We start from the raw sequence: 15,820 nt of genomic DNA, 5'->3' as shown, positions 1-15,820 counted from the left end.
GCCTGTTTCCGGCCCCCTCGGGAAGTCGCCGTCAGGGACGGCGATCGTCGCGGTGAGCGGGGGACACCGGCCAAATGCTCGAACCTGTCACTCTTTCTGACCATCTTCGAGCACATGTGTACCACTGTTCTCACTTATCGCGGCTCACTTCGGTAACTCGGTGCTCATGGACGTGGCCGGTCTGTCACCCTGTCGGCATCGACTGCGGCGTATCCGTACGAACTGCCCGGGGAGCTGTCCATGAGGGCCATTCCGACGCAACGGGAGACGCCTTCCCGTGCCGCCGAGGTGCCGGAGCCCGCGCCGGGGGCCTTCGCGCCGGCACCCGAGCCGGAGGGAGCCGCGCCGGGAGCGCCCGGTGCCCCCGCGCCGGCGCACGCCTGCGCGCACACCACCACCCTCACCGGCGGCCCCCACGCCCCCGGCGCCGCCCGCGCGCTGGTGCGGGACTCCCTCGCCGACTGGACCGGCCGCGGCCTGCCCGGCGCCGAACACCTCACCGAACGCCTCGCCGACGACGCCCTGCTGGTCGCCAGCGAACTCGTCACCAACGCCGTCGTCCACGCCGGCACCGACGTCGAGCTGACCTGCCGGCTGGAGGCGAGCGGCGCGCTCCTCGTCGAGGTCGCCGACCACCACCCCTCGCGCGCCCCCCGCGGCGGCGACCCCGAGCCGCCCCACGGCACGCCGGAGTACGGGCGCGGCCTGCGGCTGGTCGCCGCGCTGTCGGAGGCCTGGGGCATCACGTACCGCACGGGCACCAAGACGGTGTGGGCCCGGCTGCCCGTCGTGGGCCGCCCGCCCGGCGAGGAGACGGCGGCGTACGCCGGGGAGGGCACCCTGGGGCGCGGGCTCCGGCTGGCCGGGATGCTCGCGCCGGAGCCCTTCCCGCCGTCGAACGCGCTCGGGCGGGGGGAGTCCCGCCGCGCCGGGGGCGACCGGGACTGGCTGGGCCGCGGTGCCCTGTCCTTCCTGGCCGAGGCGTCCGACCTGCTGGCCGGGCAGCTCGACGAGGACCTGGTCGCCGCGCTCACCGGGCAGCTGATCGTGCCCCGGCTCGCCGACTGGTGCGGGGTGTGGCTGGAGGACGAGGCGATGGGCCGCTGGGGGGCCGGGAGCGGGGGAGGCCGGAGCGCGCCCGCCGGGACGCCCGGGCCGCGCCTCGCCCGCGTCTGGCACGGCAGCGAGAGCCGCATCGAGGACCTGCGCCGGGCCCTGGAGAAGGACCCGCCGCACCCGGCCGACCCGCTGGACACCGGGCCCGTCGCCCACCCCTATCCCGGCCTGCCGGACGAGGAGCCCGGCGCGGCGCTCGCCTACCGGCTGGTCGCGGGCGGCCGCCCGCTGGGCACGCTGGTCATCGGACGGGCCGGCACGCCCCGCTTCCCCGACGAGGTCACCGGCCTCGTCGAGGACCTCGGCCGCCGGGTCGCGCTCGCCATCGGCGCCGCCCGCCAGTACGCCCGGCAGGCCACCATCAGCGCGATCCTCCAGCGCGGCCTGCTGCCCGGGGCCGTCGCCGAGATCCCCGGCATGCGCAGCGCCCTGGTCTACGAGCCGTGCGACCAGGGCGGGCCCAGCGGCGACTTCTACGACCTGTTCCCGGCCGGCGCCGGCCGCTGGTGCTTCGCCGTCGGCGACGTCCAGGGCAAGGGCCCGGAGGCCGCCGTCGTCATCGGCCTGGCCCGGCCCTGGCTGCGGCTGCTGGCCCGCGAGGGGTACGGCGTCGCCGACGTCCTCGACCGCCTCAACCAGCTCCTCCTCGACGACGCCATCGAGGCCGCGGACGCGGCGGCCCGCGCGCTGGTCGCCCCCCTCGGCCCCGGCGACGGCCCGCAGACCCGCTTCCTGTCCCTCCTGTACGGCGAGCTGGTCCCCTTCGACGGCGGCGTCCGCTGCACCCTCGCCTGCGCCGGACACCCCCTGCCGCTGCTCCTCGGCTCCGGCGGCGACGTCCGCGCCGCCGCCCGGCCGCAGACCCTGCTCGGCGTCGTCGAGGACGAGACGTACGCCAGCGAGACCTTCGAGCTGCGGCCCGGCGACACCCTGCTGTGCGTCACGGACGGGGTGACCGAGCGGCGCTCCGGCTCCCGCCAGTTCGACGACGGGGACGGGCTCGCGACGGCGCTCGCCGGATGCGCGGGACTGGCCGCGGACGGGGTCGCGGAGCGCATCACCCGCCTCGTCCACGAGTTCGGGGAGCGGCCCCCCGAGGACGACCTGGCGCTGCTGGTGCTCCAGGCGGAGTAGCCGTCCGCGCGGGTGCTGGACAATGGAGGACATGCCTTCCGCTCTTCCCGACGGCGAACCCGTCCCCGCCGACGGCGCGCTGCCCGCGTCCGCGCTCGCCGGGGCCGCGGACCGCCCCCTCGGGTTCTACCTGCACGTTCCGTACTGCGCGACCCGCTGCGGCTACTGCGACTTCAACACCTACACCGCGACCGAGCTGCGCGGCACCGGCGGCGTGCTCGCCTCCCGCGACAACTACGCCGACACGCTGATCGACGAGATCCGCCTCGCCCGCAAGGTCCTCGGCGACGACCCGCGCGAGGTCCGCACGGTGTTCGTCGGCGGCGGCACGCCGACGCTGCTGGCCGCCGACGACCTGGTCCGGATGGTGCGCGCGATCCGCGACGAGTTCGGGCTGGCCCCGGACGCGGAGGTCACCACGGAGGCCAACCCGGAGTCGGTCGACCCGGCCTACCTGGCGGCACTGCGGGCGGGCGGCTTCAACCGGATCTCCTTCGGCATGCAGAGCGCGAAGCAGCACGTGCTGAAGGTGCTCGACCGCACGCACACGCCGGGCCGCCCCGAGGCGTGCGTGGCCGAGGCCCGCGCGGCCGGCTTCGACCACGTCAACCTGGACCTGATCTACGGCACCCCCGGCGAGTCCGACGACGACTGGCGGGCCTCGCTGGACGCGGCCCTCGGCGCCGGCCCGGACCACGTCAGCGCCTACGCCCTGATCGTCGAGGAGGGCACGCAGCTCGCCCGCCGCATCCGGCGCGGCGAGATCCCCATGACCGACGACGACGTCCACGCCGACCGCTACCTGATCGCCGAGGAGACCCTTGCGGCGGCGGGCTTCGCCTGGTACGAGGTGTCCAACTGGGCCACCTCCGACGCGGGCCGCTGCCTGCACAACGAGCTGTACTGGCGCGGCGCCGACTGGTGGGGCGCGGGCCCCGGCGCGCACAGCCACGTCGGCGGGGTGCGCTGGTGGAACGTCAAGCACCCGGGCGCGTACGCGGCGGCGCTGGCGGCGGGCCGGTCGCCGGGCGCCGGCCGGGAGCTGCTGAGCGAGGAGGACCGCCGGGTGGAGCGGATCCTGCTGGAGCTGCGGCTGCGCGAGGGCGTCCCGCTGGACCTGCTGCGCGAGGAGGGCCTGGCCGCGTCCCGCAGGGCGCTGGCGGACGGGCTCCTGCGGCGGGGGCCGTACGAGGAGGGACGCGCGGCGCTGACCCTGCGGGGGCGGCTGCTCGCGGACGCGGTGGTCAGGGACCTGGTGGACTGATCACTCCGGCGGGTGGACCGCTGCGGGAGGCCGGTCCGGTCCCCGGCCCGGTCCGCAGGCTGCCGGCGCTCACGGCCGCGCCGTGACGAAGTCGATCAGCTCCTCCACCCGCCCCAGCAGCTCCGGCTCCAGGTCCTTGTAGGACCGCACCCGCCCCAGGATCCGCTGCCAGGCGGCCCCGGTGTTCTCCGGCCACCCCAGCGCCCGGCACACCCCCGTCTTCCAGTCCTGCCCGCGCGGCACCCGCGGCCACGCCCCGATGCCGAGCGACGAGGGTTTCACCGCCGCCCAGACGTCCACGAACGGGTGGCCCACCACCAGGGCGTGCTCGCTCGTCACCGACTCCGCGATGCGCCACTCCTTCGTGCCCGGCACGAGATGGTCCACGAGCACGCCCAGCCGCGCGTCCGGCCCCGGCGCGAAGGACTCCACGACCGACGGCAGGTCGTCCACGCCCTCCAGGTACTCCACGACCACGCCCTCGACGCGCAGGTCGTCGCCCCAGACCTTCTCGACCAGCTCCGCGTCGTGCCGGCCCTCCACGTAGATCCGCCCGGCCCGGGCCACGCGCGCGCGGGCGCCGGGGACGGCCACCGAGCCGGAGGCGGTGCGGGCGGGCCGGGCCGGCGCCTTCGCGGCCGGCCGGACCAGCGTCACCACCCGGCCCTCCAGCAGGAAGCCGCGCGGCTGCAGCGGGAACACGCGGTGCTTGCCGAAACGGTCCTCCAGCGTCACCGTGCCCGCCTCGCAGCGGATCACCGCGCCGCAGAAACCGGTGCCCGCCTCCTCGACGACCAGGCCGGGCTCCGCGGGGACCTCCAGGACCGGCTGCGACTTCTTCCACGGCGGGGTCAGATCGGGCGAGTACTGTCGCATTCGAACGACGATAGGAGAAGCCGGCGGGCGATCACGCGGACACGCCGAACCGCGCCGCCAGCGCGTCCCGCTGCGCCCGGACGAACGCCGCGTCCACCACCGCTCCGTGACCGGGCACGTACCGCGCGTCCTCGCCGCCCAGGGCCAGCAGCCGGTCGAGGGCGGCGGGCCACCGGGACGGCACGGCGTCCGGGCCCGCCTGGGGCTCGCCGGACTCCTCCACCAGGTCGCCGCAGAACACCACCCCCGGGTCGCCCGGCACCAGCACGGCCAGGTCGTGCGCGGTGTGCCCCGGTCCCACGTCCGCCAGCACCGCCCGGCGGCCGCCGCCCAGGTCGAGGACCCGCTCCCCGCGCACCGGGTGGCGCGGCGCGGCCAGCAGCTCCGCCGCCTCCTCGGCCGACCGGGCGTCCAGGCCGTTGCGGACCGCGTCCGCGCGCAGCTCCTCGCGGCCGCGCCGGCGCGTGAGCGCCCCGTCCGCGCCGGCCGCCGCGAACACCTCCGCGCCCGCGAACGCCGCCGCCCCGAAGACATGGTCGAAATGGGGGTGGGTCAGCGCGAGATGCGTCACATCCCGCCCGGCGAGCCGCCGCGCCTCGGCCCGCAGCCGCGCCCCCTCCGCCAGGCTCGACCCGGCGTCGATCAGCAGGACCGCGTCCGCGCCGACGACGAGCCCCGCGGTGCAGTCCCACACCGGCAGCCGGCGCCGCCCCACCCCGGCGGCCACCCGCTCCCACCCCGCCTCTTCCCAAGTCACCGTCATACGGCGACGCTAGCGGTGGCGTGCCCTCCCGGCACGGCGGTACGCGCCCGGCCTTGCCCGGGGCGTACCCCACGGCCGTACACTTGGCCGGGGGAGTCTGGCACTCGCACGCGCCGAGTGCCAGGGACCAGGGAAGAGGACCGAGCGGTCGGACGACTTCTGGAGGTGTGCGCGGATGCTCAGTGAACGCAGGCTTCAGGTGTTGCGCGCCATCGTCCAGGACTACGTCGGCACCGAGGAGCCCGTCGGTTCGAAGGCGCTCACCGAGCGGCACAACCTCGGCGTCTCCCCGGCCACCGTCCGCAACGACATGGCGGCCCTGGAGGAGGAGGGGTACATCGCCCAGCCGCACACCAGCGCCGGGCGCATCCCCACCGACAAGGGCTACCGCCTGTTCGTGGACAAGCTGGCCGGCGTGAAGCCGATGAGCCCGCCCGAGCGGCGCGCGATCCAGAACTTCCTCGAGGGCGCCGTCGACCTCGACGACGTGGTGGCGCGCACCGTGCGGCTGCTCGCGCAGCTGACCCGGCAGGTCGCCGTCGTCCAGTACCCGTCGCTGACCCGGTCGACGGTGCGCCATGTGGAACTGCTCTCGCTCGCTCCCGCGCGCGTGATGCTCGTCCTGATCACGGACACCGGGCGGGTCGAGCAGCGTGTGATCGACTGCCCGGCGCCCTTCGGCGAGACGTCGCTGGCGGACCTGCGCGCACGGCTCAACAGCCGGGTCGCGGGCCGCCGTTTCACGGACGTGCCGAGCCTGGTGGAGGACCTGCCCGAGGCCTTCGAGGTCGAGGACCGCGGTACGGTCTCGACGGTGCTCTCCACTCTCCTGGAGACACTCGTCGAGGAGAACGAGGAGCGGCTGATGATCGGCGGCACCGCCAACCTGACCCGCTTCGCGCACGACTTCCCCCTCACGATCCGGCCGGTGCTGGAGGCGCTGGAGGAGCAGGTCGTCCTCCTGAAACTGCTCGGCGAGGCCAAGGATCCGGGAGTGACCGTCCGCATCGGTCACGAGAACGCCCACGAAGGACTCAACTCCACGTCCGTCGTGTCGGTCGGCTACGGTTCGGGCGGCGAGGCTGTCGCCAAGCTCGGCGTGGTCGGACCGACCCGCATGGACTACCCGGGAACGATGGGAGCGGTACGCGCAGTGGCACGGTACGTCGGACAGATCCTGGCGGAGTCGTAGGTGGCCACGGACTACTACGCCGTACTCGGCGTGCGCCGCGACGCGTCGCAGGAAGAGATCAAGAAGGCCTTCCGGCGGCTCGCGCGCGAGCTGCATCCGGACGTCAACCCCGATCCGAAGACCCAGGAGCGGTTCAAGGAGATCAACGCCGCCTACGAGGTGCTGTCGGACCCGCAGAAGAAGCAGGTCTACGACCTCGGCGGCGACCCGCTCTCGCAGTCCGGCGGCGCCGGCGCGGGCGGCTTCGGGGCCGGCGGCTTCGGGAACTTCTCCGACATCATGGACGCGTTCTTCGGCACGGCGTCGCAGCGCGGGCCGCGCTCGCGCACCCGCCGCGGCCAGGACGCGATGATCCGCATCGAGGTCGAGCTCGACGAGGCCGCCTTCGGCACGACGAAGGACCTCCAGGTCGACACGGCCGTCGTGTGCACCACCTGCAACGGCGAGGGCGCGGCGCCGGGCACCTCGGCGCAGACGTGCGACATGTGCCGGGGCCGCGGTGAGGTCTCGCAGGTCACGCGGTCCTTCCTGGGCCAGGTCATGACCTCCCGCCCCTGCCCGCAGTGCCAGGGCTTCGGCACGGTCGTGCCCACGCCGTGCCCGGAGTGCGCCGGCGACGGCCGCGTGCGGTCCCGCCGCACCCTCACCGTCAAGATCCCGGCCGGTGTCGACAACGGCACCCGCATCCAGCTCGCCGGCGAGGGCGAGGTCGGCCCCGGCGGCGGCCCGGCCGGCGACCTCTACGTCGAGATCCACGAGCTGCCGCACCCGACGTTCCAGCGGCGCGGCGACGACCTGCACTGCACGGTGACGATCCCGATGACGGCGGCGGCCCTGGGCACCAAGGTGCCGCTGGAGACGCTGGACGGCACGGAGGAGGTCGACATCCGCCCCGGCACCCAGTCCGGGCAGTCGATCCCGCTGCACGGCCGCGGCGTCACCCACCTGCGCGGCGGCGGCCGGGGCGACCTGGTGGTGCACGTCGAGGTGCAGACGCCGACGAAGCTCGACCCGGAGCAGGAGCGGCTGCTGCGGGAGCTGGCCAAGCTGCGCGGCGAGGAGCGCCCGCAGGGGCAGTTCCAGCCCGGCCAGCAGGGCCTCTTCTCGCGGCTGAAGGACGCGTTCAACGGGCGCTGACGCGAGCGTTCCGGGGCCGCGGCGCCGGGTGCGCCGCCGGTCCGCGCCCGCCGGAAGGCCGGATTCGGACTCGGTCGGAGGACGTGACACCATGCGGTCATGTCCTCCGCACTGACCGATCTCTTCCCGCATCCGATCGTGCAGGCCCCGATGGCGGGCGGCGTCTCCGTGCCGCAGCTCGCCGCCGCCGTGTGCGAGGCGGGCGGGCTCGGTTTCCTCGCCGCCGGGTACAAGACCGCCGACGGCATGTACCGGGAGATCGAACAGCTGCGGAGCCTGACCGGCAGGCCCTTCGGCGTCAACGTGTTCATGCCGCAGCCCGAGCACCCCGGTGCCGGCACGGGCGCCACCGGGACGGCCGGCGGGGCGGCCTCCCACGCGGCCGCCGTCGACCTCTACGCCCACCAGCTGGCCGGCGAGGCCTGCTGGTACGAGACCGAGCTCGGCGACCCCGACGGCGGCCGTGACGACGGTTACGACGCCAAGCTGGCCGTCCTGCTCGACGACCCGGTGCCGGTGGTCTCCTTCCACTTCGGCGTGCCCACCCGCGAGGTGATCGACTCCCTGCACCGCGTCGGCACCTTCACGCTCGCCACCGCGACCACCCCCGAGGAGGCCGTGGCCGTGGAGCGGGCGGGCGCGGACGCGGTGATCGCGCAGGGCGTCGAGGCGGGCGGCCACCAGGGCACCCACCGGGACCTCCCGGAGACGGACGGCCGCGGGACCGGCCTGCTGTCGCTGGTCGCCCAGGTCCGTGAGGCGGTGAGCCTGCCGGTCGTCGCCGCCGGGGGCATCATGCGCGGCGGCCAGATCGCCGCCGTGCTCGCGGCCGGCGCCGACGCGGCCCAGCTGGGCACGGCGTTCCTCGCCACCCACGAGTCCGGCGCCCACGCCCTGCACAAGCAGGCGCTGACCAACCCGCTGTTCGTCCGTACGGAGCTGACCCGCGCCTTCTCCGGACGCCCGGCCCGCGGCCTGGTCAACCGCTTCCTGCGGGAGCACGGCCCCTACGCGCCCGCCGCCTACCCGGAGGTCCACCACCTGACCGCGCCGCTGCGCAGGGCCGCCGCCCGGGCGGACGACGCGCAGGGCATGGCGCTGTGGGCCGGGCAGGGACACCGCATGGCGCGCGAGCTGCCCGCGGGACGGCTGGTGGAGGTGCTGGCGGACGAGCTCGCCGCCGCCAGGACAGCGCTGTCGGGAGCCGCGGCGGGGGGTGCGGGCCGATGACCGCGCCGGTGTTCGTCGTGGAGCACTTCGACGCGGACGACGGCGGACGGTACGTGCTCGACGGCCCGGAGGGGCGGCACGCCGTCTCCGTGAAGCGGCTGCGGCCCGGCGAGGACGTGGTCCTCACCGACGGGGCCGGACGCCGGGCGGACTGCGTGGTGCTCGGCGCCGAGGGCAAGGACCGGCTGATCGTCCGGCTCGACTCGGTGCGCGAGGAGCCGCCGGAGCAGCCCCGTATCACCGTCGTCCAGGCGCTGCCCAAGGGCGACCGGGGCGAACTCGCCGTCGAGACGATGACCGAGGTCGGCGTCGACGCGATCGTGCCGTGGCAGGCGGGGCGCTGCGTCACGCAGTGGCGCGGCGACCGGGGGCTGAAGTCCCTCGCCAAGTGGCGGGCCACGGCCCGGGAGGCCGGCAAGCAGTCCCGCCGGGTCCGCTTCCCCGAGGTCGCGGACGCGGCGACCACCAGGCAGGTCGCCGCACTTCTCGCCCGGGCCGACTTCGCCGCCGTGCTCCACGAGAGCGGCGAGGAGCCGCTGGCGACGGCCGGACTGCCCGCCGAGGGCGACATCGTGCTCGTCGTCGGCCCCGAGGGCGGGGTCGCCCCCGAGGAGCTGGCGCTGTTCGAGGAGGCGGGCGCGCGGGCCTACGTGCTCGGCCGTACCGTGCTGCGCACGTCGACCGCCGGCACGGCGGCCGCCGCCCTGCTGCTCGGCCGCACCGGCCGCTGGTCCTGACCCCGGGGAGACCCGGCGGCACTCCGGCAACGGCCGTCCCGCGCGGCTGACCCGCGGCGCGCCGACTGTCCGTATGCGCTCTACCGCGCCGCCCGCGTCGGTGGCAGGCTGCCGTCCATGGGGGCGTTGAGGCGGATCACCGGTCGGCGGCGGGGACGGCGCGGGACGAGGGCGGCGGCCGTGGCGGGGCTCGCGGTCGTCGCCGTGGGCGGAGTCGTGGCCTGCGAGCCGGGCGCGTTGAGCTCGGCGTCCGTGGCGTACACGACCGACGAGGCCGTGACGGAGGAACTCGACCGGCGGAAGGCGAACGTGCGCTGGCTCACGTGCACCGCCTCCTACGGAGACGACGGCGGCGGCGCGTCGCCGTCCGCGAGCGAGGACACCGTCGCCACCGTCGACTGCGCGGGCGAGACCGACGACGGCGGGGAGATCACCGTCACCGGGAGGATCACCCACGCCGTGGACGGCGCCTGCGTGCGCGGCGACCTCACCGCGAAGGTGGACGGCAAGGTGGTGTTCCGCGTCGACGGGCTCGGGAACTGCGACGCCACCGGCGCCCCGCCCGTCGGCGGCCCCACCGCCGGGCAGCCCGGCCCCACCACGACGGTGACCGTCACCAGGACCGTCTGGTGCCGGGAGGACCCCGGATGCTGGCCGCAGGGCAAGTGACCGGGGCGGGCGAGCGGCCGGTGAGGCGCCCGGCGGGCGTCCGCAACCCCTGTTCCGTGACGCCGCCCCTGCGTAGGGTGATCGGGTGACACAGTCCGCGACCTCCTCCGCCCCCGCCGGCTCCCCGGGGTACCTCCGTTTTCCGCACCTGCACGGCGAGTTGGTCACCTTCACGGCCGAGGACGACGTGTGGCTCGCGCCCCTCGACGGCGGGCGGGCCTGGCGGGTCAGCGCCGACAACATGCCGGTGACCCACCCGCGCCTGTCGCCCGACGGCACCGCCCTCGCCTGGACCTCCACCCGCGACGGCGCCCCCGAGGTGCACGTCGCCCCGGTCGACGGCGGCCCCGCCCGGCGCCTGACGTACTGGGGCAACGGGCAGACACGGGTACGCGGCTGGACCCCGGACGGCCGGGTGCTGGCCCTCAGCGCCCACGGCCGGGCCGGCCTGCGCCGCACCTGGGCCCGCGCCGTCCCGCTCGACGGCGGCCCCGCCGACACCCTGCCCCACGGGCCCGTCGGCGACGTGGCGTTCGGACCGGCCACGGTGCTGCTGTCCGCGACGATGAGCCGCGAGGCCGCCTGGTGGAAGCGGTACCGGGGCGGCACGGCGGGCAAGCTGTGGATCGACCGGGGCGCCCGCGACGGGGCGGACGCCGGGGACGCCGGGGAGTTCGTACGGCTCCACGAGGGGATCGACGGCAACATCGAGTGCCCGTGCTGGGTGGGGGAGCGCATCGCCTTCCTCTCCGACCACGAGGGCACCGGAGCGCTGTACTCCTCCCTCGCCGACGGCTCCGACCTGCGCCGGCACACCCCGATCGGCGGTTTCTACGCCCGGCACGCCGCCACCGACGGCACCCGCGTCGTGTACTCCTCGGCCGGTGAGCTGTGGCTGCTGGACGACCTGGACGGCGCCGAGCCGCGCCGCCTCGGCATCCGGCTCGGCGGGCCGCGCGTCGACCTCCAGCCCTACCCGGTGAACGCCGCCCGCTGGCTGGGCTCCGCCGCCCCCGACCACACCGCGCGCGGCAGCGCCGTCGGCGTCCGCGGCGCGGTGCACTGGGTCACCCACCGCTCCGGGCCGGCCCGCGCGCTGGCCGCCGAGCCCGGCGTACGGGCCCGGCTGCCGCGCGCCTTCCGCGTGGACGGCGAGGAGTGGGCGGTGTGGGTGACGGACGCCGAGGGCGCCGACGCGCTGGAGTTCGCGCCCGCCACCGGCCTGGCGCCCGGCGCCACCCCGCGCCGCCTGGCCGCCGGACGGCTCGGCCGGGTGCTGGAACTCGCCATGGCGCCCGACGGCAGCCGTGCCGCGGTCGCCGCGCACGACGGGCGGCTGCTGCTCGTCGAGCGGGAGACGGGCGAGGTCCGGGAGGTGGACCGCAGCGCGGACGGGGAGGTGTCCGGGCTGGTCTTCTCGCCCGACTCCGCCTGGCTCGCCTGGTCGCACCCCGGCCCGCGTCCCCTGAGCCAGCTGAAGCTCGCCCACACCACCGACCTGTCGGTCACCGAGGCGACCCCGCTCAGGTTCCAGGACTACGCCCCGGCGTTCACCCTCGACGGCAAGCACCTCGCGTTCCTGTCCACCCGCGCCTTCGACCCCGTCTACGACGAGCACGTCTTCGACCTCGCCTTCGTCGAGGGCGCCCGCCCGCACCTGATCACGCTCGCCGCGACCACCCCGTCCCCCTTCGGGCCGCAGCGGCACGGCCGCCCCTTCGAGACGCCCGACCGGGACGAGACCCCCGACGGCGAGGGCGTCCCCGCCACCCGGATCGACCTCGAAGGGCTCGCCGACCGGATCGTGCCCTTCCCCGTCGAGGCCGCCCGCTACTCCGGCCTGCGGGCCGCGAAGGACGGCGTGCTGTGGCTGCGCCACCCGGTGACCGGGGTGCTCGGCGCCTCCCGGGCCGCGCCCGACGCCCCCGACCCCGGCAGCGAGCTGGAGCGCTACGACCTCGCCCAGCAGCGCGTCGAGCACCTGGCCGCCGACGCCGACCACTTCGAGGTCAGCGGCGACGGCAAGCGGGTCCTGCTGTGGACCGACGGCCGGCTGAAGGTGGTCCCCAGCGACCGGCGCGCCTCGAACGACGACGACAGCGACACCAACGTCACCGTCGACCTCGGCCGGGTGCGGCAGACCGTCGACCCGGCGGCGGAGTGGCGGCAGATGTACGAGGAGGCCGGCCGCGTCATGCGGGACCACTTCTGGCGGCCCGACATGAACGGCGTCGACTGGGACGGCGTCCTGGACCGCTACCGGCCCGTCCTGGACCGCGTCGCCACCCACGACGACCTGGTGGACCTGTTGTGGGAGGTGCAGGGCGAGCTCGGCACCTCGCACGCGTACGTCGTGCCGCGCGGCGGGCACGGCGGCGCCCGGCAGGGGCTGCTCGGCGCCGACCTGTCCCGCCACGCGGACGGCGGCTGGCGCGTCGACCGGATCCTGCCCTCGGAGACCTCCGACCCGGACGCCCGCTCCCCGCTCGCCGCGCCCGGCGTCGCGGTGCGGCCCGGCGACGCGATCGTCGCGGTCGCCGGCCGGCCCGTCGACCCGGTCACCGGGCCCGGCCCGCTGCTGGTCGGCACCGCGGGCAGGCCGGTGGAGCTGACGGTCCTCCCGGCCGGCGGCGGCGAACCGCGGCACGTCGTGGTCGTCCCCGTCGCCGACGAGGAGCCGCTGCGCTACCACGCCTGGGTCGCCGGCCGGCGGGCCCACGTCCACGAGCGGTCCGGCGGCCGGCTCGGCTATCTGCACGTGCCCGACATGCAGGCGCCCGGCTGGGCCCAGATCCACCGCGACCTGCGGGTAGAGGTCGCCCGGGAGGGCCTGGTCGTGGACCTGCGGGAGAACCGCGGCGGGCACACCTCCCAGCTGGTCGTGGAGAAGCTGGCGCGGCGCGTCGTCGGCTGGGGCGTGCCGCGCGGCATGCGGCCCTACAGCTATCCGCAGGACGCGCCGCGCGGCCCGGTCGTGGCGGTCGCCAACGAGTTCTCCGGCTCCGACGGCGACATCGTCAACGCGGCGATCAAGGCGCTCGGCCTCGGCCCGGTGGTCGGCACCCGCACCTGGGGCGGCGTCATCGGCATCGACAGCCGCTACCGCCTGGTCGACGGCACGCTGGTCACCCAGCCGAAGTACGCGTTCTGGCTGGAGGGGTACGAGTGGGGCGTGGAGAACCACGGCGTCGACCCCGACGTCGAGGTGGTCCAGCGGCCCCAGGACCACGCGGCGGGCCGCGACACCCAGCTGGACGAGGCGATCCGGCTGGCCCTCCAGGCCCTGGAGACCACCCCCGCCAGGACGCCGCCGCGGCTGCCGTGACCGCGGGCGCGCCGGACGCCCGGCGCGCCCCGCTCGCTACGATGCCCCCGTACCCGATCACCTCCCGAGGAGACCGCATGGCAGGGGAACCGCAGGACGACTGCCTGTTCTGCAAGATCGTCGCGGGCACGATCCCGGCGACGATCGTCCGCGAGACGGAGACGACCGTGGCGTTCCGGGACATCAACCCCCAGGCGCCCACCCACGTCCTGGTGATCCCCAAGGCGCACTACCCGGACGCCGCCGCCCTGGCCGCCGCCGCGCCGGAGCTCGCGGCGGACGTCCTGCGCGAGACCGGGGCCGTCGCGGAGGACGAGAAGCTGGACAGCTACCGCATCGTGTTCAACACGGGCACCGGCGCCGGCCAGACCGTCTTCCACACCCACGCCCACGTCCTCGGCGGCCGCGGCCTGCAGTGGCCCCCGGGGTGAGCCGCCGTGTCCGTACGTGAACTGGTCGTCCTCGGCACCGCCAGCCAGGTTCCCACCCGGCACCGCAACCACAACGGCTATCTGCTGCGCTGGGACGGCGAGGGCATCCTGTTCGACCCCGGCGAGGGCACGCAGCGCCAGATGCTGCGCGCCGGGGTCGCCGCGCACGACCTGAACCGGATCTGCGTCACGCACTTCCACGGTGACCACTGCCTGGGCCTGGCCGGAGTGATCCAGCGCATCAACCTCGACCAGGTGCCGCACGACGTCACCGCGCACTACCCGCGTTCCGGGCAGCGTTTCTTCGACCGGCTGCGGTACGCCACCGCCTACCGGGAGACGGTCCGGCTGACCGAGGCGCCGGTCGCCGCCGACGGCGTCCTCGCCGCCACCCCCGCCTACACGCTGCAGGCGCACCGGCTGTCCCACCCGGTCGAGTCGTACGGCTACCGCCTGGTCGAGCCCGACGGGCGGCGGATGCTGCCCGAGCGGCTGGCCGCGCACGGCATCAAGGGCCCGGACGTGGGCCGGATCCAGCGCGAGGGCGTGCTGGACGGCGTCCCGCTGGAGGCCGTCAGCGAGGTGCGGCGCGGCCAGCGGTTCGCGTTCGTCATGGACACCCGGCTCTGCGACGGGGTGCACGCGCTCGCCGAGGGCTGCGACCTGCTCGTCATCGAGTCCACCTTCCTCGACGAGGACGCCGCGCTCGCCGCCGAGCACGGTCACCTCACCGCCGGGCAGGCGGCCCGGGCGGCGCGGGACGCGGGCGTACGGCATCTGGTGCTCACCCACTTCAGCCAGCGCTACCCGGACCCGGACGAGTTCGAACGGCAGGCGCGGGCCGCCGGGTTCGAGGGGGAGCTGACCGTGGCGCAGGACCTGCAGCGGGTGCCGGTCCCGAAACGTCGGTGAAACACCCGTACGATATTTCGATGCCCCTCCCCAAAGCCGAACTGCACCTTCACATCGAAGGCACGCTGGAGCCCGAGCTGGCCTTCGCCCTGGCCGTGCGCAACGGCGTCGAGCTGCCGTACGCCGACACCGACGCGCTGCGCGCGGCGTACCGGTTCGAGGACCTGCAGTCCTTCCTGGACCTGTACTACGAGCTCATGACCGTCCTGCGCACCGAGCAGGACTTCGAGGACCTCGCGAACGCCTACCTCGCCCGCGCCGCCGCGCAGGGCGTGCGGCACGCGGAGATCTTCTTCGACCCGCAGGCGCACCTGGCGCGCGGCGTCGGCATGGGCACGGTCGTCGAGGGGCTGTGGCGGGCGCTGGGCAAGAGCGAGCAGAACCACGGCGTGTCCACGCAGCTGATCCTGTGCTTCCTGCGGGACGAGTCCGCCGAGTCGGCGCTCGGGACGCTGCGGGCCGCCGAGCCGTACCTCGACCGGATCACGGGCGTCGGCCTGGACTCCGCCGAGGTCGGGCACCCGCCGGCGAAGTTCCGCCGGGTGTACGAGGCCGCCGCCGCCCTCGGGCTGCGCCGGGTGGCGCACGCCGGTGAGGAGGGGCCGCCGGAGTACATCGCCGAGGCCCTGGACGTGCTGGGCGTCGAGCGGATCGACCACGGGCTGCGGTGCCTGGAGGACCCCGCCCTGGTGGAGCGGCTGGTGCGCGAGCGGGTGCCGCTGACGCTGTGCCCGCTGTCGAACGTGCGGCTGCGCACGGTGGACACCCTCGCCGACCACCCGCTGCCCGCGATGCTGGACGCGGGCCTGCTGTGCACGGTCAACTCCGACGACCCGGCCTACTTCGGCGGCTACGCGGGGGACAACTTCGACGCCGTCCGCGACACGCTCGGCCTGACCGAGGAGCGGCTGCGGGAACTCGCCCGCAACTCCTTCCTCGCCTCCTTCCTGGAGCACGACGAGGAGCGGCGGGCGCGGTACCTGGCCGAGGTGGAGGCGTACGCCTTCGGGTAGCGGGGCGCACGCCCGCGGGCA

The 15,820-nt window shown here is 75.5% G+C and carries 14 protein-coding genes; 11 read left to right on the top strand and 3 right to left on the bottom strand.

Translation table 11 applies throughout. The features are described from left to right. Positions 1-240: 240 nt before the first annotated feature. Both ABD363_RS10545 and hemW read left to right on the top strand, forming a co-directional pair. The gene (locus tag ABD363_RS10545) at positions 241-2,250 is read left to right on the top strand and encodes a SpoIIE family protein phosphatase (RefSeq protein ID WP_344602007.1); all 2,010 of its coding nucleotides are present in this window, start codon (positions 241-243) and stop codon (positions 2,248-2,250) included. Positions 2,251-2,281: 31 nt separating this feature from the next. Then, positions 2,282-3,514, top strand: a complete 1,233-nt coding sequence (gene hemW, locus ABD363_RS10540) for a radical SAM family heme chaperone HemW (RefSeq protein WP_344602005.1) — start codon at positions 2,282-2,284, stop codon at positions 3,512-3,514. 69 nt (positions 3,515-3,583) lie between these two features. On the opposite strand, the gene ABD363_RS10535 is transcribed toward hemW, so the two are convergent. Both ABD363_RS10535 and ABD363_RS10530 read right to left on the bottom strand, forming a co-directional pair. After that, a complete protein-coding gene (locus tag ABD363_RS10535) occupies positions 3,584-4,390 on the bottom strand; it encodes a DUF3097 domain-containing protein (RefSeq protein ID WP_344602003.1) in 807 nt (268 codons plus the stop codon). A gap of 31 nt (positions 4,391-4,421) precedes the next feature. After that, positions 4,422-5,153 (bottom strand): MBL fold metallo-hydrolase, encoded by a 732-nt coding sequence (locus ABD363_RS10530; protein ID WP_344602001.1) that lies wholly within the window; start codon positions 5,151-5,153, stop codon positions 4,422-4,424. Between the two features lie 175 nt (positions 5,154-5,328). Here ABD363_RS10530 and hrcA point away from each other — a divergent pair, with 175 nt between their 5' ends. The 4 genes from hrcA (at position 5,329) to ABD363_RS10510 (ending at position 9,449) form a co-directional block, all read left to right on the top strand. Then, positions 5,329-6,345, top strand: a complete 1,017-nt coding sequence (hrcA, locus tag ABD363_RS10525) for a heat-inducible transcriptional repressor HrcA (RefSeq protein ID WP_344601999.1) — start codon at positions 5,329-5,331, stop codon at positions 6,343-6,345. After that, a complete protein-coding gene (gene dnaJ, locus ABD363_RS10520; RefSeq protein ID WP_344601997.1) occupies positions 6,346-7,482 on the top strand; it encodes a molecular chaperone DnaJ in 1,137 nt (378 codons plus the stop codon). A 99-nt stretch (positions 7,483-7,581) separates the two neighbouring features. After that, positions 7,582-8,712 carry a nitronate monooxygenase gene (locus ABD363_RS10515; RefSeq protein WP_344601995.1) on the top strand — a complete coding sequence of 377 codons (1,131 nt, stop codon included), beginning with the start codon at positions 7,582-7,584 and terminating at the stop codon, positions 8,710-8,712. After that, complete coding sequence (locus ABD363_RS10510; RefSeq protein ID WP_344601993.1) at positions 8,709-9,449, top strand: 16S rRNA (uracil(1498)-N(3))-methyltransferase; 741 nt, start codon at positions 8,709-8,711, stop codon at positions 9,447-9,449. The genes ABD363_RS10515 and ABD363_RS10510 overlap by 4 nt, the downstream gene beginning before the upstream one ends. A gap of 80 nt (positions 9,450-9,529) precedes the next feature. Here ABD363_RS10510 and ABD363_RS10505 read toward each other — a convergent pair whose 3' ends face one another. After that, positions 9,530-9,772, bottom strand: a complete 243-nt coding sequence (locus ABD363_RS10505) for a hypothetical protein (RefSeq protein ID WP_344602125.1) — start codon at positions 9,770-9,772, stop codon at positions 9,530-9,532. On the opposite strand from ABD363_RS10505, the gene ABD363_RS10500 reads away from it, so the two are divergent. From ABD363_RS10500 to ABD363_RS10480, 5 genes are all read left to right on the top strand, one after another. Continuing rightward, a complete protein-coding gene (locus ABD363_RS10500) occupies positions 9,654-10,118 on the top strand; it encodes a hypothetical protein (RefSeq protein WP_344602113.1) in 465 nt (154 codons plus the stop codon). The genes ABD363_RS10505 and ABD363_RS10500 overlap by 119 nt on opposite strands. Before the next feature lie 85 nt (positions 10,119-10,203). Beyond that, positions 10,204-13,443 carry a S41 family peptidase gene (locus ABD363_RS10495; RefSeq protein ID WP_344601991.1) on the top strand — a complete coding sequence of 1,080 codons (3,240 nt, stop codon included), beginning with the start codon at positions 10,204-10,206 and terminating at the stop codon, positions 13,441-13,443. A 77-nt stretch (positions 13,444-13,520) separates the two neighbouring features. Further along, complete coding sequence (locus ABD363_RS10490) at positions 13,521-13,874, top strand: histidine triad nucleotide-binding protein (protein WP_344601989.1); 354 nt, start codon at positions 13,521-13,523, stop codon at positions 13,872-13,874. 6 nt (positions 13,875-13,880) lie between these two features. Then, positions 13,881-14,786 carry a ribonuclease Z gene (locus ABD363_RS10485; RefSeq protein ID WP_344601987.1) on the top strand — a complete coding sequence of 302 codons (906 nt, stop codon included), beginning with the start codon at positions 13,881-13,883 and terminating at the stop codon, positions 14,784-14,786. Positions 14,787-14,806: 20 nt separating this feature from the next. Further along, positions 14,807-15,799 carry an adenosine deaminase gene (locus tag ABD363_RS10480; RefSeq protein WP_344601985.1) on the top strand — a complete coding sequence of 331 codons (993 nt, stop codon included), beginning with the start codon at positions 14,807-14,809 and terminating at the stop codon, positions 15,797-15,799. The last annotated feature ends 21 nt before the right edge of the window (positions 15,800-15,820 follow it).

This window comes from Streptomyces glaucus (assembly GCF_039533365.1).
In the GTDB taxonomy this organism is placed as follows: Bacteria; Actinomycetota; Actinomycetes; order Streptomycetales; family Streptomycetaceae; genus Streptomyces; species Streptomyces glaucus.
Note: the sequence above shows the minus strand (reverse complement) of the source record. Positions and strands in the feature narration are given on the sequence as shown.

What these genes read in the sequence shown, in the direction of transcription:
- ABD363_RS10545 (WP_344602007.1), top strand. Translation starts at nt 241, where the DNA reads ATGAGGGCCATTCCGACGCAACGGGAGACGCCTTCCCGTGCCGCCGAG.
- hemW (WP_344602005.1), top strand. Translation starts at nt 2,282, where the DNA reads ATGCCTTCCGCTCTTCCCGACGGCGAACCCGTCCCCGCCGACGGCGCG.
- ABD363_RS10535 (WP_344602003.1), bottom strand. Translation starts at nt 4,390, where the DNA reads ATGCGACAGTACTCGCCCGATCTGACCCCGCCGTGGAAGAAGTCGCAG.
- ABD363_RS10530 (WP_344602001.1), bottom strand. Translation starts at nt 5,153, where the DNA reads ATGACGGTGACTTGGGAAGAGGCGGGGTGGGAGCGGGTGGCCGCCGGG.
- hrcA (WP_344601999.1), top strand. Translation starts at nt 5,329, where the DNA reads ATGCTCAGTGAACGCAGGCTTCAGGTGTTGCGCGCCATCGTCCAGGAC.
- ABD363_RS10515 (WP_344601995.1), top strand. Translation starts at nt 7,582, where the DNA reads ATGTCCTCCGCACTGACCGATCTCTTCCCGCATCCGATCGTGCAGGCC.
- ABD363_RS10510 (WP_344601993.1), top strand. Translation starts at nt 8,709, where the DNA reads ATGACCGCGCCGGTGTTCGTCGTGGAGCACTTCGACGCGGACGACGGC.
- ABD363_RS10490 (WP_344601989.1), top strand. Translation starts at nt 13,521, where the DNA reads ATGGCAGGGGAACCGCAGGACGACTGCCTGTTCTGCAAGATCGTCGCG.
- ABD363_RS10480 (WP_344601985.1), top strand. Translation starts at nt 14,807, where the DNA reads ATGCCCCTCCCCAAAGCCGAACTGCACCTTCACATCGAAGGCACGCTG.